This is a genomic window from Nocardia sp. NBC_01009, assembly GCF_045208035.1.
GTDB lineage: Bacteria > Actinomycetota > Actinomycetes > Mycobacteriales > Mycobacteriaceae > Nocardia.
This window is the reverse complement of sequence record NZ_CP108695.1, coordinates 3,363,967-3,387,177: the sequence shown is the minus strand read 5'-3', so window position 1 is coordinate 3,387,177 and position 23,211 is coordinate 3,363,967. Positions and strand designations below refer to the sequence as shown.

Annotated in this window: 14 protein-coding genes and 1 pseudogene; 6 read left to right on the top strand and 9 right to left on the bottom strand. The window is 65.6% G+C overall.

Annotated features, from left to right (window positions below):
- Window positions 1-8 precede the first annotated feature (8 nt).
- Window positions 9-896, top strand: coding sequence for an alpha/beta hydrolase (locus tag OHA42_RS15120; RefSeq protein WP_406237672.1), 888 nt, complete (start codon window positions 9-11; stop codon window positions 894-896).
- A 174-nt stretch (window positions 897-1,070) separates the two neighbouring features.
- Complete coding sequence (locus OHA42_RS15115) at window positions 1,071-1,589, top strand: TrmH family RNA methyltransferase (RefSeq protein ID WP_406237670.1); 519 nt, start codon at window positions 1,071-1,073, stop codon at window positions 1,587-1,589.
- Window positions 1,590-1,720: 131 nt separating this feature from the next.
- Here OHA42_RS15115 and OHA42_RS15110 read toward each other — a convergent pair whose 3' ends face one another.
- Window positions 1,721-2,860, bottom strand: coding sequence for a helix-turn-helix domain-containing protein (locus OHA42_RS15110; protein ID WP_406237668.1), 1,140 nt, complete (start codon window positions 2,858-2,860; stop codon window positions 1,721-1,723).
- A gap of 341 nt (window positions 2,861-3,201) precedes the next feature.
- Between OHA42_RS15110 and OHA42_RS15105 the strand changes: the two genes are divergently transcribed.
- The gene (locus OHA42_RS15105) at window positions 3,202-3,651 is read left to right on the top strand and encodes a hypothetical protein (RefSeq protein ID WP_406237666.1); all 450 of its coding nucleotides are present in this window, start codon (window positions 3,202-3,204) and stop codon (window positions 3,649-3,651) included.
- Between the two features lie 522 nt (window positions 3,652-4,173).
- On the opposite strand, the pseudogene OHA42_RS15100 reads toward OHA42_RS15105, so the two are convergent.
- The 3 genes and pseudogenes from OHA42_RS15100 to OHA42_RS15090 form a co-directional block, all read right to left on the bottom strand.
- Window positions 4,174-4,359, bottom strand: a pseudogene (locus tag OHA42_RS15100) (IS1380 family transposase); the annotation flags it as partial.
- A 572-nt stretch (window positions 4,360-4,931) separates the two neighbouring features.
- Entirely contained in the window at window positions 4,932-5,954 is a 1,023-nt protein-coding gene (locus OHA42_RS15095) for a hypothetical protein (protein WP_406237664.1), read from the bottom strand.
- Window positions 5,951-7,399, bottom strand: a complete 1,449-nt coding sequence (locus OHA42_RS15090; RefSeq protein ID WP_406237662.1) for a phenylacetate--CoA ligase family protein — start codon at window positions 7,397-7,399, stop codon at window positions 5,951-5,953. Before OHA42_RS15090 ends, OHA42_RS15095 begins: the two co-directional genes overlap by 4 nt.
- Before the next feature lie 784 nt (window positions 7,400-8,183).
- On the opposite strand from OHA42_RS15090, the gene OHA42_RS15085 reads away from it, so the two are divergent.
- Entirely contained in the window at window positions 8,184-8,780 is a 597-nt protein-coding gene (locus OHA42_RS15085; RefSeq protein ID WP_406237660.1) for an NUDIX hydrolase, read from the top strand.
- A 135-nt stretch (window positions 8,781-8,915) separates the two neighbouring features.
- Here the strand turns inward: OHA42_RS15085 and OHA42_RS15080 are convergent, their stop codons facing one another.
- Window positions 8,916-9,692, bottom strand: coding sequence for an NAD(P)H-dependent oxidoreductase (locus OHA42_RS15080; protein ID WP_406239372.1), 777 nt, complete (start codon window positions 9,690-9,692; stop codon window positions 8,916-8,918).
- A 129-nt stretch (window positions 9,693-9,821) separates the two neighbouring features.
- Between OHA42_RS15080 and OHA42_RS15075 the strand changes: the two genes are divergently transcribed.
- Window positions 9,822-10,682: a helix-turn-helix transcriptional regulator gene (locus OHA42_RS15075; protein ID WP_406237658.1), complete on the top strand. Its 861-nt coding sequence runs from the start codon at window positions 9,822-9,824 to the stop codon at window positions 10,680-10,682.
- A gap of 55 nt (window positions 10,683-10,737) precedes the next feature.
- Here OHA42_RS15075 and OHA42_RS15070 read toward each other — a convergent pair whose 3' ends face one another.
- Window positions 10,738-11,166, bottom strand: coding sequence for a hypothetical protein (locus tag OHA42_RS15070; RefSeq protein WP_406237657.1), 429 nt, complete (start codon window positions 11,164-11,166; stop codon window positions 10,738-10,740).
- A 157-nt stretch (window positions 11,167-11,323) separates the two neighbouring features.
- On the opposite strand from OHA42_RS15070, the gene OHA42_RS15065 reads away from it, so the two are divergent.
- Window positions 11,324-12,229, top strand: coding sequence for a helix-turn-helix domain-containing protein (locus tag OHA42_RS15065; RefSeq protein WP_406239371.1), 906 nt, complete (start codon window positions 11,324-11,326; stop codon window positions 12,227-12,229).
- Here OHA42_RS15065 and OHA42_RS15060 read toward each other — a convergent pair.
- The 3 genes from OHA42_RS15060 to OHA42_RS15050 all read right to left on the bottom strand — a co-directional run bounded on the left by OHA42_RS15060 (window position 12,143) and on the right by OHA42_RS15050 (window position 23,075).
- A complete protein-coding gene (locus OHA42_RS15060) occupies window positions 12,143-12,841 on the bottom strand; it encodes a trypsin-like serine protease (protein WP_406237655.1) in 699 nt (232 codons plus the stop codon). The two genes, OHA42_RS15065 and OHA42_RS15060, sit on opposite strands and share 87 nt — an antisense overlap.
- 371 nt (window positions 12,842-13,212) lie before the next feature.
- Window positions 13,213-20,448 carry an amino acid adenylation domain-containing protein gene (locus OHA42_RS15055; protein ID WP_406237653.1) on the bottom strand — a complete coding sequence of 2,412 codons (7,236 nt, stop codon included), beginning with the start codon at window positions 20,446-20,448 and terminating at the stop codon, window positions 13,213-13,215.
- Window positions 20,449-20,597: 149 nt separating this feature from the next.
- Window positions 20,598-23,075: an FAD-dependent monooxygenase gene (locus OHA42_RS15050; protein WP_406237651.1), complete on the bottom strand. Its 2,478-nt coding sequence runs from the start codon at window positions 23,073-23,075 to the stop codon at window positions 20,598-20,600.
- Window positions 23,076-23,211: the final 136 nt, after the last annotated feature.

The following is a 23,211-nucleotide window of genomic DNA, read 5'->3' as shown; positions in this document are numbered from 1 at the left end:
GGGGTGCCATGGAACGTGTCGAGGTCAGTTTTCCTTCGGGTAGCGAGCATTGCGCCGCCTGGCTGTATCCACCCGACGGCGTCCCCAAGCCCCGCCCGCTGGTGGTCATGGGGCACGGTCTGGGGGCCAATCGAGAAATGGGATTGGACAGGTACGCGCGCCGGTTCGCCGCCGCGGGAATGGCTGTGCTGGTGTTCGACTACCGGCATTTCGGGGCCAGCCAGGGTTCACCACGCCAGCTACTACACATCGCCCGCCAGCGCGAAGACTGGCGGGCGGCCATTGCCTATGCGCGCACGCTGCGTGGTATCGATGCGACCCGAATTGCCCTGTGGGGCACCTCTTTCGGCGGCGGCCATGTGCTGTCGGTGGCACCCGACGACGACTACATCGCGGCCGTCGTGGCGCAGGTCCCCTTCACCAGCGGCCTGGCCTCGGCCTTGGCGAAGGGCCCGACCAGCCTGACCAAGGTCGCCACCATCGCCGCCACCGACCTGCTCGTCGGATCGCTGCGCCGCAAGCCGGTGCGCATCCGACTCGCGGGCCGCAAGCGCGCCGCCGCACTGATGAGTGCGCCGGATGTGCTGGAGGGTTTCGGCAGGCTCGCCGACGAAAGTGAAAGCTACGAACCGAAAGTCGCGGCCCGGGTCGCACTGTCGACGCTGTTCGACTCTCCCGGCCGCCGAGCCAAGTCGCTGAAGATGCCGGTCATGTACGTCGTCGCCGACAACGACTCGATCGCCCCGATCAAACCGACGCTGCGGGCCGCGGAACGCACCAAGCACGCCGTCGTGAAGCGTTATCCGATAGGGCATTTCGACGTCTACTTCGACGACCACTTCGAGCGGGCGGTCTACGACCAGACGGAATTCCTGGTCTCGGTGCTGCGTCCGTGACCGAGCCCGGCGTCGGGGCTTTGCCGGCGGTCTCGACGTCGGTATGCTCGAGCGGTACGGTTCGGCCGGTTCGTCGGCCACCACCAACGATGGCCCGGATGCGCCGCGAAGCATCCTCACAATGAATCTCGTTGTCTCCCCCGCGCTCCCAGGGAAGGACCTTCCCGTCCTTCATTGACCGCCGCGCGGGTCCGTACCCGCCCCGAACTCCGTCGCCAACGCAGGCGGCGGGCGCACGGCTGCTGGAACCACCTCCTCATCGCGCCGCTGTGGCCGATGCACGGCGTCAACCTCGGCACCCTGCTGCGCACCTGCGATGCGGTCGGCGCGTGCCTGGCGGTGCCACGGCGGCCGTGGATACCGGACGCGCTCGCCCAGGGCAACACCCTGCGCCACCGACAATGTGTGCACTGGATCGACGGTCGCGTGGAACGGTGGCTGGATCGCCAGCGGACCGAAGGTTCCGCAATCGTCGGCGTCGAGCTCACCGACGAATCCATCCGCCTGGCCGACCTACCCGCCGCCCGCAAGCGCACCGTCATCGTGCTCGGTCACGAAAGCAGCGGCATACCGCCTGAGGGACTCGAACTCCTCGATGTCGCCGTCGAAATCCCGATGGTCGGCACCGGCCACAGCCTCAACGTGGCGGTCGCGGGGTCACTGGTGCTCTACAAGTTGGCCGGACTGTGCTGATGACAATCAGACAGTACGGGCGCGGCACCCGAACACCGCCGCGGCGGTGCCGTCCGCCTACTCGATTGTCGAGTTTTACATCCCGCTCCAACAGTGAGTATTGCCACTGAGGTGTGACCGAGACGCACTCCCTACCCGCGCGCGGAGGCCGTTGCGGGGTCAGCGATCTCGTCCATGAGCATTCGTAGCGTGAGCGAATGCTTCTCTGGCGGTAACGCATCCAGTGCGGCCCGTGCCAGCTTCACACCCTCGGTGCGGTCGCCGTCGCGAACCAGCATCAGCCCTTGATGCATATCCAGGTGCGTGCGGAACCGAGGCAGCGACTCCGGCAGATCCGCCCTCGCCGCTTCCTGGGCCGCCACCGCGACCCGTTCCTCGCCGAGGCGGGCAGCCAGCAGGGAAAGAAAGACGTTCACCCGCCACCAAGGGACCGCGTAGTCGCTCGCCTGATCGTCGGACCCTGAGCGGTCGAATTCCCTACGGCCCGTGTCGATCAGCCCACGTGCCGTCGCCGTGTCGCCCTGGAGTGCAGCGGCATGGGCCTTGCCCCAAAGCGCGTTCAATCGGCCCAAACCAGGGCGGTCACTGATAGCCAACGCCTGGTCGGCGAATCGGTGCGCTACCGGCAGTGCTGCACCCTCGTAGCCCAATGCGATCGCCGCACGTCCACGGACCCATACCCGGATATCCGTGACTTCCGATCTGTCGGCCGCTGCTGCGGCCATCGAATACCAGTTGATCGCCTTGCGCCCGTCGCTACCGGGAAAGGTCTTGGCGTACAACGTCATCAGACGCGCAGCGATGGACCACATCCGGGGCGAGTCCAACTGCTGTTGAAGCACGATCATGTCCGCCGCCAAACGTCGTTGTATCTCAGCACCCCCCGCGCTCATGTAGTCCCGGCCGTAGGTGACGAGTCGGTCTTCCCATTCCTCGATACCCGGCCGCGCCGGGTTCAACCGAGCCGAGAACCCTTGCGCCAAGAGGTCGGACGCCACCACGGGCGCGACGGACGTGGCGGCTAGGTGACTAAGGAATTCGCGACGGTTCACATTCGCCTCCAACAGCTCGAGGGGGCAATCCAGTACCGCCGCAAGATGGCGCAACCAAAACGATGAGGGCTCCGTTGCGTTGGACTCCCAACGCCGGGAAATGTACTCACGACTGATGTTGGCACCAGATGCCTTGCACAGTTCATCGGCCAGTCTTCCCTGCGACCAGCCCTTAGCCGAGCGAAGTTGGCGGATCAGGTCGCCGGTCCCGCTGCTCATACTTTGATCATTCCCCGCCCGCAGCCAGGACGAAAGCGAAACATCCTCACGTGGCACGGATGCCACCCCTGATGCCACTATCCGGCCGTCGCCTCTGCTGGCGACATCGGAGCAGTACGTGATGCCACTGTCGCTGCCACTTCAACGCAAGTGGTGCTCTGCGACATCGTTGTAGTCGGTATCAGGTGCCAGGTTGAACCGACTGCCGTCGTAGTCCCTGGCGTTGGTGCCCAACATCCGCAGCAATTAGGGGACAGACCATGACTGCGAGAGAACTGCCGCACCGAAGCCCGTTCGTCGGCCCTCAACAGCATGAAGTACGAGGATGGCGACCGCTGCCAATGGAAGTGACCGAGCGCTTTGCCGTTGCTGTTCAGGAATGGGCCGAGCAGACCGCGCCCACAGAATCGTCCCGGTGCTGGGGTGAAGAACCAACCCCCCAGCATCGGGCGCACGAACGGCGAGATGGCGTGATGAACCGAGACCGGATGCGTACCACCGAATCACCAGACGGCAGGAAGGTCGCAACGTGGCGGCTCATGCGTCGCGACTGCCAGGTGATCAACATCCAGAACCGCGCAGATGCGTCACCCGCATACCGATGGCCCAGTGGGGAGGAACTGCCGACCGCTACGCCAGGACTGGTGATACTCGACGGCCCACCGAACCTGTGGGAGGCCCGAGACGCGTTCCCCGGGCACGGCGATCTCTGGAACGCGCTGCGATCGGACTTCTGGGCTGCCTTGCTGTGCATGACTGACCTGCCAAACCCGTTGGGGTCGTGGTCGTGATGTCCAAGGCGGAGGAGCGTCGGCGCGGCAAACTCGAGCCGTGGCTACAGAAGCAGCTCGCAGAAATGGGCCGTGACAAGCTCAAACACACCTAAAGCCGTAGGTCAGGGACCTTAATTCGACCACGCCAACCCCAACTGCCGTATACCTGTGATGAACATTAGCTCTCCGAACGAAATCTTTAGAATCGAAATCTTCAGAAAACGAAGCTCTCCCCGAGACGTATCCCGAGGAGAGCGACGTATGTCAGGTTAGCCGCCCGAATTACCGAAAAGTACCGCGGACAGGGCTCCGACCGTGTACTTCGAGTACGCGCGCACCATCTTGATCATCACATAACCCCTTCAGATATAAGGCAGATCGACCACCTTCTCCAGATCGACCCAAGACTGAGAATAGCTCGCTTCAGTGAAGCCCCGGCCATCATGACCTGTTTGGTACATGATCACAGGGACCATTGATGATGTTGTGGGTGGCCGGGTGAATGTAGGTTGCCGCCCCCGGGCCATACGGAAAGAGGGGTCGCGCAGATCGTATGGCTGCCAATGCTTTCGGCGCTTCGGCAGCCAGCGCGGTGATCGTGCGTGACACGATCGGATCCGACACCGCCATCCCGAACACACCCGCATCGGCACGCAGAATGCCGATGTCGGCCAGGCAGTCCCCGCCGAGCGCGACCGTCACCGCCAAGTCCAGCACGATCTTGCCCCGAAATACGGCGACGTAGACTTCCCCACCGGAAAGACGCTCCTCGAATCTGCGTGAATTCCGACTTCAACAATCAGAATTCTCCCAGTTCAGGACACGCTTTCTTGTTCACGACATGCGATCCACGGTCACCTGCGATGAAAGGCCTCAGGTTAACGCTCGAGCATCGCATGTTGTCAGCATGAATATTGTGAAGTGAAGGTTCATATTCGTTAGTCGATTAAGAGTTGAACTTTCGCGTGGACATGTAGTCCATCTGGAGGAGTAGTTTTCAGAAGAGGATATCGAGCAAGTGCGTGCCCAATTGGGGCAACGTCCGTCTCGAACTTCGGCAACAGCGGCTCGACCAGCGCCCACCGTCCATCCGGAACCAGACGTTGCGAATGATCATCGACCACGACCAGACATCATGCGGCACAACCGGTTACAACACACATCGAGCGAATGACACGGCCGCAGAAGCCGTTCAAGTCAGAACACCATCGGCTCTGCTGATTGGAGTGGCGGCTGAAATCATTTCGAGCTACCACCCGACGATGGCCGGGCCCGCGCGCACTGGTGATCGCAGCTCATCAGAGCGTGCCTTCGTGGGTTGCCAGGGTGGTTACGGGTACTTCTGTTATCCCTGCTCTGCGGGCGGCGCGGCGGGCTGTGCCGGGTGAGTCTCCGGTGCCGACGATTTCGCCTTCATGTAGGGCAATCCAGGCGCTCAATGTGGTGCCGTAAGCGTCTCGACTCTTGCTGGAGTGCGCTATCGCTGGTGCTCTGAGCGCTGTTTCGAGGGGAACGCGTGGTGCGACAGTGGTGGGAGCGCGGCGGCGCCAGTAGAGGTGCTGAGCGACAATGAGGGGGCCGAGCGGTGTGAGCACTGGAATCAAGGTGATCGTCGTGGTGGCGAACCCGGCGAACATCGCCGCCATCAGCAGTACGTTGATCGTCACCGCGCAAATTCCGGCGTTGCGTCCGTATGCTTTGATCGCGGCGAGCGGCCAGACGGTCAGCAGAAGGACATCCCCCAACCCGAAGCCGATGGGCTCTGGTGCGTAGCGGGCCGCCAGCATCGGCGCGAACGGGATCCCGTTGACGAGGTTCACGAAGTCCGCGGTCAACGACACGATCCAGGTCGCGACCGTGTCGTACACCATCAGGATCAGTGCCAGTCCTGCGACGAGTGGCGGCTTCATCGCGGTCTGTACCCACATGTTGGTTACCCCGATGGCTACGATGACGAGCGCCACATCGTTCATGATCATCATCGCGGTCGACCAGCCCACGAAATATGCGACAACCTCGAAAACGCACACCGACGCCGCCGCACCCAACGCGCTCCGGCCGCCGATGACGGGAGCCAGCGTGAACTGGACCGCGAGGAAGATGATGAGTGCGAATATTGTGCAGACGAGCCAGGCGGGCATGTTCAGATAGGCGAATGGCGTGAGTACCAGCAGTGCGGCCATGATCGCGATATCGGATCGTACGAACAGCCCCGCCGGTGGCCGCTGGATCCGCACTGTGACGAGGTAACCGACGGCCAAGCCGATCGTGACCAGAATGATCGCGTCCAACGCTAGGACACCTTGCAGTTCGTATTTCACGCGTTGCGTCCAGCCGGGATAGGAATGTTGTGATGAAAGGTGTGCTCGCGGAGGTCCGCACGGACCCGGCAGGGCGTTGGGAGGTCAGCCGGGTCCTCGACCAGCACGATCCCGGCGAGTGGGAGCGCCAGATCCGCTGCCCGCTCCTCCAGCCGGGCCAGCAGCTTGCGGGAGGCGCGCTCGGCAACCACATGCAGCACCGTTGCACCAGCACTGCCGGTCTCCTCGAGCGCATACCGTGTCGGCAGCGGCAAGACCCGCTCGCCGTGGAGCAGCTCGAGCACATCTTTAGTGGTCAGCTGCGAGCCGGTCACGCGCCCGAGAATCCGTGAGGTAGCGGGAGCGGCCGCGAACTCGCATCCCAGTTTCTGCGCCTCGGGCAGCACCCGGACCAGGTCGCCAGTGACGTACCGCAGCAGCGTGGTGGTATCGCGGTATGAGACGAACGGCGTGATCGTCAGCGAGCCAACCGCTCCTGGCGCGACTGGTTCGAGCGTTACCGGGTCCAACACCTCTACGTGTCCTTGGTCGACCGGTAGGTGCAAGTGATCATGCCCGCAGACCTGACCAGCGACCGGAATGATCTCGGTCATCGAGTAGCCGTCGATGATCGGCACGTCGAACAACTCACGCACTCGTTCCCGGAGGGCGTCGGTGAGGATCTCACCGCCCACATGGATCTCCTGGAGACCGAAGTCGGCTGCGGTCCAGCCGCCGCGCTCCGCATCCTGGACCAGCGCCGCGAGATAGGAGGACGTCGCGTTCAGATGGGTGATCTGCGGGCGCTTACCGGGCAGATGCATCGGGGTAGCCAACCGATCCAGCGCGACCTGCGGGTCGACCGGACCGATCGGCACGAAACCCGCACCCGTCAACGTTATAGACCGTTCGGTCAGATAATGGGCGATGGAACGCGTCGTGATGCAATTGCCCCAGATATGTTCGGTACGTAAGCCATTGGTCAACATCAGGGCCAAAGCACCTGTGGCCGCGGTGATCTCGAGTTCGTAGCGCGAGAACCACACCGTAGTCGGAGTGCCTGTCGTGCCCGTCGTCTGCGCCGCCAGCACGGGCTTGCCGCGATCGGACACGAACGCCGATGGCATACCACGCAGGGCCTGCTTCGATGTCGGAGGAATCCTCGTGATCATATCCGGACCCACCGTGGCCAGATCGATATCGACCCCCTCGAACAGGTGCCGGTAATACGGCGTGTGCTGGGCGGCATTACGGACCGTCCGACGCAACCGCCGTCGCGTGAGGCTCTGCTGAATCTCCGGATCAGGGGGGCCCAGCATGTCATTGGCACCCTCACCAGCGGAGCCGAACTCCTCCAGCGTCGCGCGCACATCATCGGCGAGAGCCAACACGTCCTGGACTCGGAACGCGCGACCCGACAATATCGACCACGCCAACCCCAACTGCCGCATACCTGTGATGAACATTAGTTCTCCGAACGAAATCTTTAGAATCGAAATCTTCAGAAAACGAAGCTCTCCCCGAGACGTATTCCGGGGAGAGCGACGCCTGTCAGGTCAGGCCGAATTCGAACAGAAAAGTACCGCGGACAGGGCTCCGACCGTGTACTTCGAGTACGCGCGCACCATCTTGATCATCACATAACCCCTTCAGATATAAGGCAGATCGACCACCTTCTCCAGATCGACCCAAGACTGAGAATAGCTCGCTTCAGTGAAGCCCCGGCCATCATGACCTGTTTGGTACATGATCACAGGGACCATTGATGATGTTGTGGGTGGCCGGGTGAATGTAGGTTGCCGCCCCCGGGCCATACGGAAAGAGGGGTCGCGCAGATCGTATGGCTGCCAATGCTTTCGGCGCTTCGGCAGCCAGCGCGGTGATCGTGCGTGACACGATCGGATCCGACACCGCCATCCCGAACACACCCGCATCGGAACGGCGGCGGAACTGACCATTACACAGCCTCGAGAGATAGCAGTCTATGGGCGCGCGTTCGATATTCTCGCCAAGCAATCAGTTACCGGAGAAGGTGCACGGATATTGATCAGAAACGCACTCGATAAGAGGCGCGCCGACCCGGGATAGCACCACGCTCCGCAGTGAAAATACCCGCCCCTTCAGTGTCTTCGGTTACCACGCCCGGCAATCCGGTGGGCTAGACATGGTCGAGCCAATCAGCAGGGCTGGCTGTACTCGTGACCGATGGTCCGGCTGTGGTGTTGGCACCTCGCACTACAGTTGCCTGCCATGAACCCCGCGATCGCCGTCATCGCCGAGATCGTGCGAGCCATCACGCCATTCGACACCCTCGAGCGGCAGCACATCGCCGAGACGCTGGCCTGGCTCGAATCGACCGATGACGTATTCCGTCGGGTCAAACCCGATACGCCCCCGCGTCATCTGGTCTCCTATGTCGTCCTGGTGGATCCGGAGGCCCGCGCCGTCTTCCTCGGACGCCACCTCCTCGCGGACTTGTGGTTGCCGACCGGCGGCCACATCTCCCCGGGCGAACACCCGCTCGACGCCGCGGGCCGCGAGGCCGCCGAAGAACTGGGCGTCCCCGCCGAATTCACGGTCACCGGAACCGAACCGCTGTTCCTCACCGTGACCACCACCGTCGGAACCCACAGCGGACACCAGGACGTCAGCCTCTGGTATCTCATCCGAGGCGACCGCTCCCGCGAGTATGCCCTGGATCCCCGAGAATTCAGCGAGGGCCGCTGGTGGGATATCGACACCTTCGCCATCCCCGACCCCGACCCGCACTTCCCGCGATTCCTCGCGAAACTCGAATCAGCACTGCACGCTTCGCCAACTCAGCGACGTGCGAGTAACGTGCCGTGATCGCCGTGGCCCACTGCCGAGGACCGCTCCGAGCAGTCCACAGTGGTCGTGATAACCACGGACCGGCAGCGCGGTGATCAAGAGACGGGCTTCGGCGCCGGACACTTGCTTATTTCGAGGAGTGGACCACGACCGTCATCGCCGGTCCGGGCCAGCGATGTGCAGAGCGAATCCGCTGGTGCCGGGAGATTCTCGACCCGGTACCAGCTCCGAACCGTCCTGGTATGTCAGGCCGGTGTAGTCGCCGCCGGACTCGAGGCGGTACGGGATCGGTTCGGCGGTGAAGGCGGTCGCGAGTCGTTGCCGGTAACGTTCGGCGATCTCGGTGTAGCGCTGGTCGTCCAGGTGGACGGCACTGTGCTCGACGAACGGCGGCAGCACATCGAACCCGGTGAACGACAGCACACCGTGGTTGATCGGGAATAGCAGGTCGTCGATGGGACCATTGACTCCCCGCTCGGTGTAGTGCCCAATCCTGCCGCCTGCGGTGGTGGCGACCATGGCACGTTTACCGGCGAACGGACCCGCACCATAACGCGACACCTTCGCGCCATACGCGAAGTCGTAGGTGAACACTCGGTCGATCCATCCCTTGAGGATCGCGGGCATGGTGAACCACCACAGCGGGAACTGCAGGATGACCAGGTCGGCGTCGAGCAACTTTTGTTGTTCGACGCGGATGTCCTCGACAAGCCGACCGGATCGGTAGGCCTCGCCGGAGGCATGCATGAAATCCGGACCCGTGATGTCGTCGAAGTCTGTGTAGTCGGCCGCTGCCTGCCATTTCATGGCGTACAGGTCGGTAACCACGACATCGTGGCCGTCCGCGCGCAGCACGTTGACGGCGAGGTCCTTCAGGGAGCCGGTCAACGAGTTCGGGTCAGGGTGTGCGTAGACGATCAGTACGTTCATGCCACCGATCCTGCGTCCGATGTCGGGCATCGACCAGAGACTGCTTGTCCGCCGGACCAGGGTTCCTGGGACTGGCAGGACCACCATCGTCACGAGCGGCCCGAGTGGCCCATGCGCATACTGGGATGCATGGATGATCTCGGCGACCTCGGCGCGTTCCTACAGTTGCGTCGAGCGCACGTGCCGCCGGAATCGGTCGGCGTCACCATCGGTGGCCGCCGGCGGGTGGCCGGTTTGCGACGCGAGGAGCTGGCGCAGCTGGCCGGCGTGAGCGTCGATTACTACACCCGGCTCGAGCAGGGCCGAGCGACACAACCGTCGGAGCAGGTGTTGGACGCACTGTCGCGGGCACTGCAACTCGACGACGTGGCCCGCGCGCACCTGCACAAACTCGCCAAACAGCGCAACCGTCGGCCGCAGCCGACCAGCTATCCGGCCACGATTCGGCCGCAACTGCGGCAAATCCTCGACACGATGTCGGAATATCCAGCGATGATCCTCAACCACCGCATCGACGTGCTGGCGTACAACCGGCTGGCCGGTCTGCTGTACTGGGATCTGGACCAGGTGCCGGTCGACGACCGCAATCTGGCCAGGATGATCTTTCTCGACGCCGACCGCTTCGACCTGTACGCCGATCGATCGTCGTGCACCGCCGCCACCGTGGCCCACCTGCGCCACGCTGCTGGTGAGTTTCCCGATGACCCGGAGCTGGCCGCGCTCATCGGTGAGCTGTCCATCGGCAGCCGCCGGTTCAGCGAACTGTGGGCCGCCGCCGATGTCAGCGTCCGCGGTCACGGATCGCAACGCTTTCGGCATCCGATGATCGGTGTGATCACGTTGCATCAGGAGCGCTTCATGCTGCCGGACGGTTCCGGCCAGGAGCTGATCACATTGGCTCCCGAATCGGACAGCATCGATGAGGACAATCTTCGATTGCTCGCCAACCTGGGCGTCGACGACATCGGCGCACCGCAGTCGCGGCCCTGAGCCGATCGGCTCGATCCCACCGCCCGGATTTCGGACGTGGCGTATCCGGCTCCCCTCATCGGCCCACCCGGCGCAGGCCGGTGTACTCGAGGCAGGCGAACACCGCGACAACGGTTGCTCCGATCAGCATGAACGCGATACCGAGCCCGGTCAGGTCGATCAGACCCGAGAACGCCAGCGCCACCATCCCCACCGCGGACAGCGCGTTGACACTCACGACAGCGGTGGCCTGTCGCGGCGAAATATCCGGATAGCCCGCGATCAACAGCAGCGCGAGCGCGCCACCGAGCATCGCGATACCGAACGGGATCGACCACGTCGTCGGCAGCCCGAGCGGATCACGCAACGCGACTGCTCCGGCGAGCATGACCACCCCGAACCCACCGGTACTCCAGCCGTCCACCCGCAGCGCGGAGCGCAGATAGTCGGCGCCGGCCCGTGTTCCGGAAAGGGCGGGCGTGACGGCGAGGCTTGGCGTGCTCATGTCCATCTCCTGTGATCGTTTCCGGGAGCCGATCGGCTCCTGGAATCCACCATGCGGAACCGAGGTGAAGGTCTCAATAACCTCGGAGGTCATGGAATGCCGAAACGCGGGTGATTAGCCTGGTCACGTGGTTGGCACGCGGACGGCAGAAAATCTGATGGAGACCCCGTCACGGGTCGGTGGCCTGTTGCGGGACTGGCGGCAGCGGCGCAGACTCAGCCAGCTCGATCTGGCGCTGGCAGCCGACACCTCGTCCCGGCATCTGTCCTATGTGGAGACCGGCAGGTCCAAGCCGAGCCGGGCGATGGTGCTGCGGCTGTGCGAAGCCCTGGATGTGCCGCTGCGGGAACGCAACATCCTGTTGCTCGCCGCCGACTACGCACCCGCCTACCGGGAGAGCAGCCTCGACGACGCCGGGCTCGCCTCGGTGCGCTCGGCGCTGGACACGATGCTCGCCGCGCACGAGCCGTACCCGGCGGTGGTGGTGGATCGGCTGTGGAATGTGGTCACCGGCAACGCGGCCATGGGCGTCATGATGCAGGGCATTCCGGAAGAGTTGCTGCTACCGCAGCCCAATGTCTATCGCCTGGTCCTGCATCCGGACGGGCTGTCGGCGCGGCTGGCCAACCTGACCCAGGTCCGCGAGCTGTTCCTGGATCGGCTGGCCCGGCAGGCGAGTGCGAGCGGTGACCCACAGTTGCGCGCGCTCTACGACGAGGTCGCCGCCTACCCGCGGCTGCCGGACCCACCGAGTGCACCGAACGATGATGTGGTGCAACCGAGTCCGTTCGAGGTGCCACTGCGCATCCGGACGCCGTTCGGCGAGATGCGCATGTTCAGCACCATGGCCACCTTCGGCGCACCCGCCGATGTCACGCTCTCGGAGCTCGCTATCGAATTGTTCTATCCCCTCGACGAATTCACCGCCGCGGCCCTGCGTGGGCTCGCGGCGGCGACGTCGCCCTCCGAATCCGGTTCAGAACGGCCGGAATCCGGCCCCCACGCCACCGGTGGCGTTCACGGCCTCCAGAATCTGATCGATCGGCGCGAAGAAAGCCGGTGAGTGCACGGGGTTACCCGCGCCGACGCACGGCACGTTGAAGCCGATGCCGCCGAGGCCGGTCAGTCGGCCCTGGTTCATGCCGACCAGTCGATCGCCGACGGTCACCGGACCACCGGAATCGCCAGGCTTCGAGCAGGATTGATTGATGGTGGAGCCCTCCAGCCCGCCCCACACCACACCACAGTCGGATCCGCTGGTGCGCCCGCTGGTGCAGACGGTGGCGCCTGGTCCGGGCGCCGCACCGAGCCCGGCAATAGTGGTCGGCCCAACGGTGCGCACCGGGGTGACCAGGGCCGGATCGAATTGCAAGACCGCGAAGTCCAGCCCCTCACCATTGTCCGAGTAGGCCACTACGCCGATCACACCGGCATCCAGCGTCTTCTCGGCGGCCAGGCGCGCGCCGGCCGAAGCGCAGTGACCGGCGGTCAGGCCGACCAACCGATCCGCGTTGTCATAACCGATGGCGGTCAGCGAGCACGCCGAATTGTTGTCGAACACCAGGCCGGAGCTGCCGCCGAGCACCACGTTTCCGGCTGCCTGCGCGGTGCCCGCACCAACGAGACCGATGCCGGCGACGACAACCGCAACGGCCGCCATCCACTTGAACTTCACGCTCAGTACTCTCCTTCTCGAAACCCACAGGCCGACATCGGAATCGGCCACACGACAGCCCATCCGCACGTGCTGGAGTACCGCCCCGACAGTTCTGCGGCCATCGCTGGAAGGGCGAGCACCGATGACCGGTTTGTCCTTCAGCTACCTCAACATCACGGGGCCGACCCGATCCGCAGCAAGGTGTGCGCCGCACCACATTGCCGGGCCGCGGCGGCCCTGCCACAGTGAACCCTAGTCGGATCGAAATGTCTTCCCCTACCGAACTTTTCATGAGAGAGAAGACACCCGATGCGGACCGGGACCCGGCCACCGACACTCGAGGTCATGCGTTGCGTGCATGACCCCTGGCCGGGCGGTCGGACCGGCGCTCACACGTCGAGCATCTGCGCGCCGAGCTCCTGATCCAGACCGGAATCAGCTGCCGACAACGCCGCGTCCAAGTGCATGGCGACCACACCGATGTGCGGCTCGGCCATCATCTGCAAGTGGTCACCCGGCACCGCCACCTGGGTGAAGCGGCGTCCGGCGTACCGCTTCCAGCCGTTGTCCGCGCTGTCGAACATGCTGCCGACTGTCCGATGTGCCACATCGACGCCGGGCGGCAGTCCCTCGCTGGCCCGCAACAGTGTGAAGTCGCGGTCGTAGGGCTCGAGCTGGTATTCCAGCAGCGCCGTGTAATTGGCGTGGAATACGTCGTAAAGCCTGCGAATGGTCTGCGGGGAGCTGTCGGCAGGCAGAATCCCCGATCTGATCGTCTCGGCAAGCACCGCGTCGAACAGTTCGTCGGTACCGTGCACATCGGGCTCGAAATCGACGAGTGCGACCTGGTTTCCGCGTGCGTACCAGAGCAGTTCGAGGAAGAACCAGCGGATCAGCTGCTCCTGCGCGACCGGCGCACGCTTCTCTTGCTGCCGCAATGCGAGCGTGTCGAGCAGCGTCACACTGGCGACCTCGTGTTCAGGCAGCCGCCGCGCCATCTCCAGCGCGACATTGCCGCCGAAGGACCAACCCGCAAGGTGATAAGGGCCTTCCGGATGGACCCGGCGGATGGCCTCCAGATAGGACTGCGCCATCGCCGGGATGGACGTCTCGGGTGTGCTGCCCGAGTCGGCACCTGCCGCCTGCAATCCGTACACCGGACGGTCCGGGCCGAGGTAGCGGGCAAGTGCCAAGTAGCACAGCACATTTCCGCCGATAGGGTGCACAAGGAACAGCGGCGTCTTGGCGCCGCCGCTGATCGGCACCACCGGGTCGAAGGTGCGGTGGGTGTTTCCGGCCCGGATGAGTGCGGCCAGCTCGCCCGCGGTCGGTGCGCCGATGAACGTATCGAGGGGCACCTCCACGCCCCAGCGCCGCGACAATCCCATCACCACACGCATGGCACCGATAGAGGTGCCGCCGGAGGCGAAGAAGTCGTCATCGAGCCCGATCGAGCACAGCCCGGCGTACTCGGCGAGCAGCTCCACGGCCGACCGCTCGTACTCGTCGGCCGGTTCCCGCTGGGCGGCAGCCGAATCGGGGGCATTCTCGACGATCGCGCGCAGGGCGTTGTCGTCGCGCTTGCCGCTCGGCGTACGGGGCAGTTCGTCGAGCCAGATGAACCGCGACGGCACCATGTGGGCGGGCAGCACCGCGCGCAGATCGTGGCGCAGTGCGGCCATATCGGTCTGGTCGGCCGCACCGACCAGGAAGGCGATCAGCGCACCGTCGATACCGCCGAAGCCGCGGGCGACCACGGCCGCCTCGGTAATAGCGGGAAATTCCTCGAATCCGAGAATGCACAGCTCGACCTCGGCGGGTTCGACCCGGAAGCCGCGGATCTTCACCTGACTGTCGCTGCGGCCCAGATACACGATGTCCCCGGAGGACAGCCGCACGCCGAGATCGCCGGTCCGGTACAGGATCGCGCCGCCGTGGGTGGCCACGAACCGCTGCGCGGTCAGGCCCGGCCTACCGTGGTAGCCGCTGGCGATCGAACGACCGCCCAGATAGATTTCGCCGATCACCCCGTCGGGCACCGATCGCAGCGCACCGTCGAGCAGTTCCGCGGTGTCGCCGTCGACCGCTCGGCCGATCGCGGGCAGCGCGGGGAAATCATCGGCAGGCCCGAGCAGCGCGTACTTGGTGGCCACGTGGGATTCGGTGGGGCCGTATTGGTTTTCCAGCAGCAGGCCGGGCACAACCTTGCACAGGGCGCGGATCTCGTCGGTGATGCGCAGTTGCTCACCGGAGGACACGAGGGCCTTCAGGCTGGTCGGAAACGTGCGCTTAGCGACGACGGCCTCCGCGAACGCCTGCAGCGCGACGTAAGGCAGAAACAGCCGCTCAATGCCCTCCTCGACAACAAGATTCAGCAGTTCCTCGACATTCGACCGCAGATCCACCGAGCTCACCCGCAGCGCCGAGCCCGCGGCGAGGGTGGTGAAGATTTCCTGGAACGAGACATCGAAGCTCAACGGCGCCAATTGCAGGGTGCTGGCCAGACCCATCCCCGACGGTGTGCGGTTCTGCCATTCCACCAACGTGGTCAGGCCACGGTGCGGCATGGCGACGCCCTTGGGCTCCCCGGTGGAGCCGGAGGTGAACAGCACATAGGCCACCGCATCCGGCGACACGTAATCCGGCACCACCCGTGCCACACCGGTGAGATCGCCGGTGTCGAACAGCGCGGCAGTATCGAGCACCAGGGCGGTGTCATCGACGATGCCGGCGTATTCCGCGTCGGCGATCACGCGATGCGGGCGGGCCCGGTCGATCATCAGGTTCAGCCGGGCCCCCGGATAGCTGACATCGAGCGGCACACAAGCCGCCCCGATCCTGGTGAGGGCGAGCACGAGCACCACGAGCTCCGGGCGTCGGGCCATCATGATGCCGATCCGGTTGCCGGGCGCTATCCCGAAACCGCTGAGCCGCTGCACGAGTCGATCGCAGTGCTCGATCAGCTCGGCATAGGTCACCGTGTTGTCGTCGCCGATCAGCGCGATCGCGTCGGGGTTGAGCGCGGCGGCATCGGCGACGAGGGTGCCGACATCGCGGGCGGTGGCCGGGCCGGAGCCCCGATCGATCGCCGAATCCGGTTCACCGACAATGCCTGCCAGCATCCGCAGCTGGGTCAGCGCGACGGTCTCGCACTGATCCTTGGTCAGGGTGTGATCGCCGTTGACCCGCACCCACATGCGGCCGTCGCGCGGATCGGTCGCCACCGTCACCAGTAGCTGGAAGTTGGTCTCCTCGCGAACATCGAAGTCGCGCAACCGGACGCCGTCGATGCCTGCGATCGGCGCGAACACGTGGTAGTTGACGAAGTTGAACGCCGTCTCGAAAGCGGGCCCGCCGTCGGCCAGGATGGACCGCAGCGGGTAGCGCCGGTGCGGATAGGCCTCCCGCTCCCGGCGCGCAACCTGCTCGACCGCCTCCCACCAGGTGCCCGCGCACGCGTCCAGCCGTATCGGCAGCGTGTTGAGGAACAGTCCCGCAATGCGTTCGGCCCCGGCCCGATCCGGACGGCCGTGACTGACGACGCCCGTGGTGACATCGGAACGGCCGGTGACCGTGCGCAGCGCAAGGCAGTGCGCGGCTAAATAAACTGCTTTTTCCGGCACCTGGTTCCGGATGGCGAACGCGGTCACCCGTTCGGCGAGCCGGCGCGGCACCAACGCCTGCGCCTGCGGTGGTGCCGTGACGGCGGCCTGGTGGACGCCCAGCGCCGTCAATGCGGTCGGCTCCGCGTCTGCCAAAGCGGTGCGCCAGTACTCGCGCGCCGAATCATCGTGAATGGCAGCCTGTTCGGCCTGTGCGTACTCGGCGAGCACGGTCGAGGAATGCGGGCGGTCGTCGAGGACGGACTCGACGAGCCCGAGGCGATGCAGATAGTCCAGCAGTAGTTCGAGCACCGAGGTCGCGACGCTCCAGCCGTCGAGGATCGCGTGGTGGAAGCTGAGTACCAGGTCGACGGTCTGCCCGGTGTCTGCGCCCGGCCGGAGGAAAACGCGCACGGCATGCAGTGGGGCACGGGCGATGTCGTACTGCGCGTGCCTGCGCTCCTGCAAGTACGACTCGACCCGCTCGTCGGCGAGCGTCGAGTCGATGCCGGTGAGATCGACAATCTCCAGCTCGTAGTCGATGGCGGTGTGCACCACCTGCAGCGGGATCGAGTACCTGCTCAGGTCGAACGAGGACCGCAGCGCGGGCTGCCGCGACACCAGCCGATCGAAGGCGACCCGGAATTCCGCCGCGTCCCACGGCAGCTCGAACCGGTAGCGGAACACGTCCTTGTAGCTGACCGAATCGGCGCGCTCGATACTGTGGAAGAGCATGCCGAGTTGTAATGCGGTGGCAGGGAATGCGTCCTCGGCCTGATACAGCGCGGCCCGGTCGATCAGCGGCACCGTCTCGAAGGCCGCGGCGATCCGAATCCGCGTGCCCTCCTGGCCGTCGGTGACGATCCCGGCCAGCTCGGCGATGGTCGGATTCTCGTAGAACCCGTCGACATCGAAGTACAGGCCGGCCAGCTCGGCGGCGGTGCGCACCGACAGCGCGAGGATGGAGTCACCGCCATGAGTGAAGAAGTTGTCGTGCACGCCGATCGAGTCGACGCCGAGCACCGAGCGCCAGACCTGCACCAGCTCGGCCTCGACCGCGGTGCGCGGCTCGGCGCGGTGTCCGATGCCTGTGAGCTCGGCGGCGGACTCCTTGATCAGCGCGCGCCGATCCAGTTTTCCGTTGCGGGTCAGGGGAATCCGGTCCACCCGCACCAGGCGCGTCGGAATCATGTAGCGCGGCAGTCGAGCGCCGAGCAGATCGGCGATCTCGTCGCCGGTGATCTCGTCGCCGACGAAGTATCCGGCGAGCTGCACGCCGTTGGTGTCGGACCGCTCGTCGACGACGGCGACTCCCCGCACACCGGTGCAGCCGAGGATCGCGTTCTCGACCTCGCCGAGGGTCACCCGGTTGCCGCGGACCTTCACCTGATCGTCGTAGCGGCCCAGGTATTCGAGGGTGCCGTCGGGCAGCCAGCGGGCCAGGTCGCCGGTGCGATAGCGGCGACGGCCCGGCACCGTGCGGTCGTCGACGAAGGCCGTCGCGGTGAGTTCGGGGCGGCCCCGATAGCCGCGGGCCACACCGACGCCCGCGATATTCAGTTCGCCGGCCACCCCGATGGGTAGTCGGCGGCCCGCCTCGTCGAGCACCAGCAGATCGATGTTGTCGATCGGGCGGCCGATGGGCACCACCGCGCGCGAATCATCGTGCGGGCAGTCGAAATACGAGACGTCGACGGTGGCCTCGGTCGGGCCGTACAAGTTCACCAGTTGCGGCGGGGTCGTCCGCGCCGCCGCGTACAGCGCGTGGAAGCGGCGCAGCAGGGCGGGCGCCAGCGCCTCACCGCTGCAGAAGACCCGGCGCAGCGTCGCGAGGCGCGGCAGGATCGTGCGATCGGCCTCCAGTTCGTCGACGAAGGCGACCAGCATGGACGGCACGAAGTGGATGACCGTCACCGAGTTCGTCTCGATGGCATCGACGATGCGGCGCGGATCCCGTTCACCGCCCGCCGCCAGCAGCGCGACGCGCGCGCCTGCGACGGCCCACCAGAACAACTCCCACACCGACACATCGAAGGTCACCGGAGTCTTCTGCAGGATGACATCGCCTGCGGCCAACGGGTAACGACGCTGCATCCAGGTCAGCCGGTTGACCACCGAGCGATGTTCGATCATCACGCCCTTCGGCTCGCCGGTGGAGCCCGAGGTGTAGATGAGGTAGCTCAGATCGGCTGGGTGCGAGATGTTTTCGACGGCCTGACGTGCGGGCAAGGTGTTCGCCACCGATACCCGGGTGACACCGAGCCCGGCGTACACCGAGGCGTGCTCGGGGCCGGCGACCACGAACCTGGCGCCGCAGTCGGCGAGCACCGTTTCGGTGCGCGCCGCCGGATAGTCCGGATCGAGCGGGACGTAGGCGCAGCCCGCACGCAGAATGCCGAGCACCGCGATCAGCAGGTCTGTCGATCGTGGCAACACCACCGGGATGCACTCGTTGCCCGCGGCGCCCAGCTCGCGCAGCCTGGTGGCGAAACCATCCACGCGACGGGACAATTCGGCGTAGGTGAGCGGCTTGTCGCCGGAATCCGCGGCAGGCACCAGCGCAACGCGGTTCGGGTTGCCGACGGCCTGTTCGGTGAACAACCGGTCGAGGGTGGTGTACGGGAAATCGGTGCGCGGACCCGTTTCGAAGGCGGCTATTGCCGCGGCCTCCTGCACGGACAGCATCGGCAGCGCGCCCACCGGTGTCTCCGGATGGTCCAGTGCCGCGGTGATCATTTCCCCCACACTGCGCAGCGCGGATTCGACCGGGAAGGTCTCGGTGAAAACGTCCGTGTCGTAAAATAACTGGAGATTGATCGACCCGTCTCTGCCGTCCTCGGCGACGACGATGGTGAGCGCGTCCGACACCGTGCCAGGATTGAGCACCGTCCACTTCGAGATGAGGTCGTGGACGTAATCCGCGTCGGGCAGCTTGGTGAAGGAGTACTGGACGTCATACAGCGGTGGCGCCGACGGATCGCTGTTCAACGCACGCGCCAGATCGCCGTAGGGAAACCGCTGATGCTTCTTCAGACCACGGATCTGCTGGGTGACCTCCACCGCCACCTGCGCCAGCGGCACATTCCGGTCCACGCGCACCGGCAGCGGGACGACATTCGCGCGATGGCCCTGGGTACGGAAGGTCTCCGCCGAGTGCCGGTTGAGCATCGGGCAGCCGATGACCACCTGGTCGGTGCGGTGGATCGCCGTCAGATAGGCCGCCACCGCAGCGGTCGTATAGGCGAAGACGGTGAAGCCGGTCGCCCGGATGCGGTCGAGGAAGTCGCCCGGAATCATCGTGCTGTAGTGCCCGCGCACGACTTTCGGCCGCTCCGACCGGCCGGTGAAGAGGGCGGGTTCGATCCCGTCCAGCGCGGTGAGCAGCGCGTCGCGATCCTGTGTGTACTGCTCGGACTCGCGGTAGGCCCGGTCGTCCTCGGCGATCGCCCGATACGTGGTCACCGAGCGATCGGTGTGCTCGGTGGGCGGCTCCGGCTTCGCCAGCTCCGCCAGCGGCACGCCGTCGGACTTGGTGTAGCTGTCGTTGAGCAGCGCGATCAGCGGATTCAGCCCATAGCCATCGGCCAGCGCGTGATGCACCGAGATGAACATCCAGAACCGATCCGGCCGGTCCACCACCGCGGCGAGCCGGGCGGGCCGACCGGGCAGCTCCGGGTCGGCGACCGCACGCCACAGCCACTCCTGTGCCGCGGCAACCGGATTCGGCGCACCGGTGAGATCGAAGACCTCGACCTCGGGAATGTCGTCACACACCCACTGGTGGAATTCGCCATCCTCGAAGGAGAACCGCAGCCGCAGCGCGTCGTCACTCATCAGCGCGCGCTCCCAGCACGCCTGCAGCCTGGCGATCTCCAGCGGTTCATCCATGCGGAAGCTGTAGGTCTGCTGCGCGACCGGATCCGGTGCCAGCCGGAAGGCCAAGCCGAGTACATCGCGCTGATACGCGCTGACCGGCCAGGCCTCGTCGGGTCTCTCGGGGGTTGCGCTGGTTTCCGACGTCACAGTCACTCCTATCGCGACAGTCGCGGCACCGGCCGTGCGCAGATCTGCCTAGGCTGTTGCCACAGTTATCCAGTTTTCGGATACCGATAAGCACCGGCATCGACTTCGATGCCGGGCGTCTCGATTGTTTTCGGGGCGAACGCCGCCGGTCAGAGAACGGCCAGCAGCGCGCGTACGCTTTCGTCGGCGAGGCGCTCGGCCCGCTCGCGGGATACCGCGGGCTCGACATAGCCCACGTTGAAGGACAATTCGCCGTGCGTGGCGTTGGCGGTGGCCATGATGAACCCGCTCACCGACATACCCGAGACGAATTGGGCGCCCGACAGCTGCCAGGATCCGATCTTGTCCGGGAAGGGATAGTTGCCGAGGTAGGTCATGCACAGATGGCCGGGACCGCGGGTGTCCATCAACTTCACCGTGGCGGCGCTGGCGGCCACCGATTTCGGTGCCGCGACCTTCAGGAGATTCAGCGCCGCAAGGTGATCGCGGCGCCGCATCCGCGTGCCGTACTCACGCTCGATCTCGGTGGCGATCTGCCAGAGCGAAGACCACGGCGCGTACTCGGCCGGGGTCGCGATCATGCCCTGATAGGTGCCGACCTCGGTGTCGGCGACGACGCCGTCGAGGTGCGCGCGGAAGTTCACCGAACTGCCCACGGTGTACCGGGCTTCCTTCGTGGTGCCCGCTTCGCGGGCCGCGGCGACCAGCAGCGCCGCCGACAATGCGGCCTGCAGGCCGACGCCGTTGCGCGCACAGCCTGCGCTCAGCGCGTCGAGCTGGTCGCCGTTGAGGCTGCGATGCACGACGCGGCTGCGCCGCCGCACAGGCGGGGCCAGTTCGGTCGGCTCCAGCCGCCGCGGGCGGCGCAGCTGCGATTTCTGGTCGCGCAGTAGCGATCCGATGGTCCGCCCGATGCCGCTGCCACCCTGGAATCGGGCCGGGAACAGGTCTTCCGGGCCGGGCCGGATCGGGGCGGGAGCCAGCTCGGCGCCCTCACCCGAGGCGACCTGGAGCACCTGCTTGGCCACCGACATCGCGCTCTCGCCGTCGGCGATCGCGTAGTGCAGGGTGACGACAAAGTCGCTGATCTGGCCGTCCGGCGTGCTGATCAGCACGGCGCGCGCGAGCGGTCCCTCGCGCCAATCGAACGGCTCGCGCAACTCGACATCGTCGACCTCGGCCAGCCAGCGTTGCGGCTCGTCGGACTCGACGACCCGCAGCGGGATCGGCCGATTCGCCACGAGCGCGAATCGCGGTGCGGTGCCGTCGGGTTCGGCCGCAACCGCGACGCGCAGCAGCGGATGTCGGCGCTGTACTTCGTCGAGGCCGGTCCTGACCTGCTCTGCGGTGATGGACCCGTGCACCCGCACCCGGGCCAGGATGTGCAGCGGGGCAAGCTGATCGGCGATCCAGTGCCACCGCTCCATCGGGGACAGCCGGCGCGGCAGCCGCGCGGTCGGCCCGTCCAGTGGTGGGAACGACAGCGGCTTCGCCGTCTCACGCAGGAAGAATTCGGTGGGCGCGTGCCGGAAGTAGGCGTCGCGCACCTTGATCAGCCTCGGGTCCGTTGTCTGCTCGATCTTCCCGAGATTCGACGACCCGTTGACGAGCATGGCGGTCCTTGCCGCACGCAACTGTTCATAACGACGCAGTCCCGCAACGGGATCCAGCGAGGTCTTCAAGGTGTGCGCGAGCACCACCGCATCCTCGATGGACGCGTTGGCCCCCTGGCCGAGGCTGGGCAGCATGGGGTGGGCGGCGTCGCCGAGCAGGGTGACCCGGCCCCGGCCCCACTGCTCGAGCACCGGGCGGTCCTGCGCAGGCACCGCGAGGATGCCGGATTCGTCGGTCTGTTCGAGGCAGGCCCGCACCTCAGGAGCCCAATCGGCGTAGAGCCCCAGCAGCTCCTGTTTACCGCCTTGCCAGTCGGCGGCCTCGGCGGCGGGCATGGTCTTGGTGCCCCACCAGTAGACACGGCCGTGACCGATATCGTGGATGCCGAAACGCATGCCCGTGCCCCAGTAATGGGCCGAGAAGCCGCGCGGCACCGCAGGGTGCTCGAAAGGGATGCAGGCCAGCCAGCACACGAAGTTGCCGGGGCGGGGCTCAGCGCGGGCGTGCAATTGGGCGCGCACGGCGGAGTGGATGCCGTCGGCGCCGATCAGCAGGTCGCCCTCGGCGATGCGGCCGTCGGCGAATTCGACGCGCACGTGCTCGCCGTCGTCGATGAAGCGGGTTGCCTGTGCGCCAACGTGAGTCGGTGTGTCGCCGACCGCGCGCAACAGCACGTCGTGCAGGTCGCTGCGATGCAGAGCAATGCTCGGAGAGCCGAGTCTGGCGTCCTGGCGGTGGACGGGAAGTACGCGCAAGGGAGTGCCGTCCGGATAGCAGAACCGGAACGTCTCGACCTTGCCGCCGCGTTCGAGCAGCTCGTCCTCGATGCCGAGGCCGAGCGTGCGCAGCGCGCTGAATCCATTGGCCGACACCGAAAGTCCGAAGCCCTGGGCGCGCAGCTCGGGCGCGGCCTCGTACAGCTCGACCCCGAACCCCGCATGTCGCAATGCGACCGCAGTGGTGAGTCCCCCGATGCCAGCTCCCAGAACGACAACTTTGATCGGACTACTCATCGAACCTGCACTCTCATCGAACACTCAACGACCCAGGGGTGCCTCCTGTTTCGAAGCGGCCGGCGAGCCACATCGCTCGTCGGTCGTCATCCCCCCTCGGGCGGCGCTGTTCGATGACGGATCGTCCTCGGGAAAC

Excerpts from the sequence above, each read along its gene's own strand:
- OHA42_RS15085 (WP_406237660.1), top strand. The coding sequence starts at position 8,184 with ATGAACCCCGCGATCGCCGTCATCGCCGAGATCGTGCGAGCCATCACG.
- OHA42_RS15110 (WP_406237668.1), bottom strand. The coding sequence starts at position 2,860 with ATGAGCAGCGGGACCGGCGACCTGATCCGCCAACTTCGCTCGGCTAAG.
- OHA42_RS15080 (WP_406239372.1), bottom strand. The coding sequence starts at position 9,692 with ATGAACGTACTGATCGTCTACGCACACCCTGACCCGAACTCGTTGACC.
- OHA42_RS15075 (WP_406237658.1), top strand. The coding sequence starts at position 9,822 with ATGGATGATCTCGGCGACCTCGGCGCGTTCCTACAGTTGCGTCGAGCG.
- OHA42_RS15050 (WP_406237651.1), bottom strand. The coding sequence starts at position 23,075 with ATGAGTAGTCCGATCAAAGTTGTCGTTCTGGGAGCTGGCATCGGGGGA.
- OHA42_RS15090 (WP_406237662.1), bottom strand. The coding sequence starts at position 7,399 with ATGTTCATCACAGGTATGCGGCAGTTGGGGTTGGCGTGGTCGATATTG.
- OHA42_RS15070 (WP_406237657.1), bottom strand. The coding sequence starts at position 11,166 with ATGAGCACGCCAAGCCTCGCCGTCACGCCCGCCCTTTCCGGAACACGG.
- OHA42_RS15065 (WP_406239371.1), top strand. The coding sequence starts at position 11,324 with ATGGAGACCCCGTCACGGGTCGGTGGCCTGTTGCGGGACTGGCGGCAG.
- OHA42_RS15120 (WP_406237672.1), top strand. The coding sequence starts at position 9 with ATGGAACGTGTCGAGGTCAGTTTTCCTTCGGGTAGCGAGCATTGCGCC.
- OHA42_RS15105 (WP_406237666.1), top strand. The coding sequence starts at position 3,202 with ATGGAAGTGACCGAGCGCTTTGCCGTTGCTGTTCAGGAATGGGCCGAG.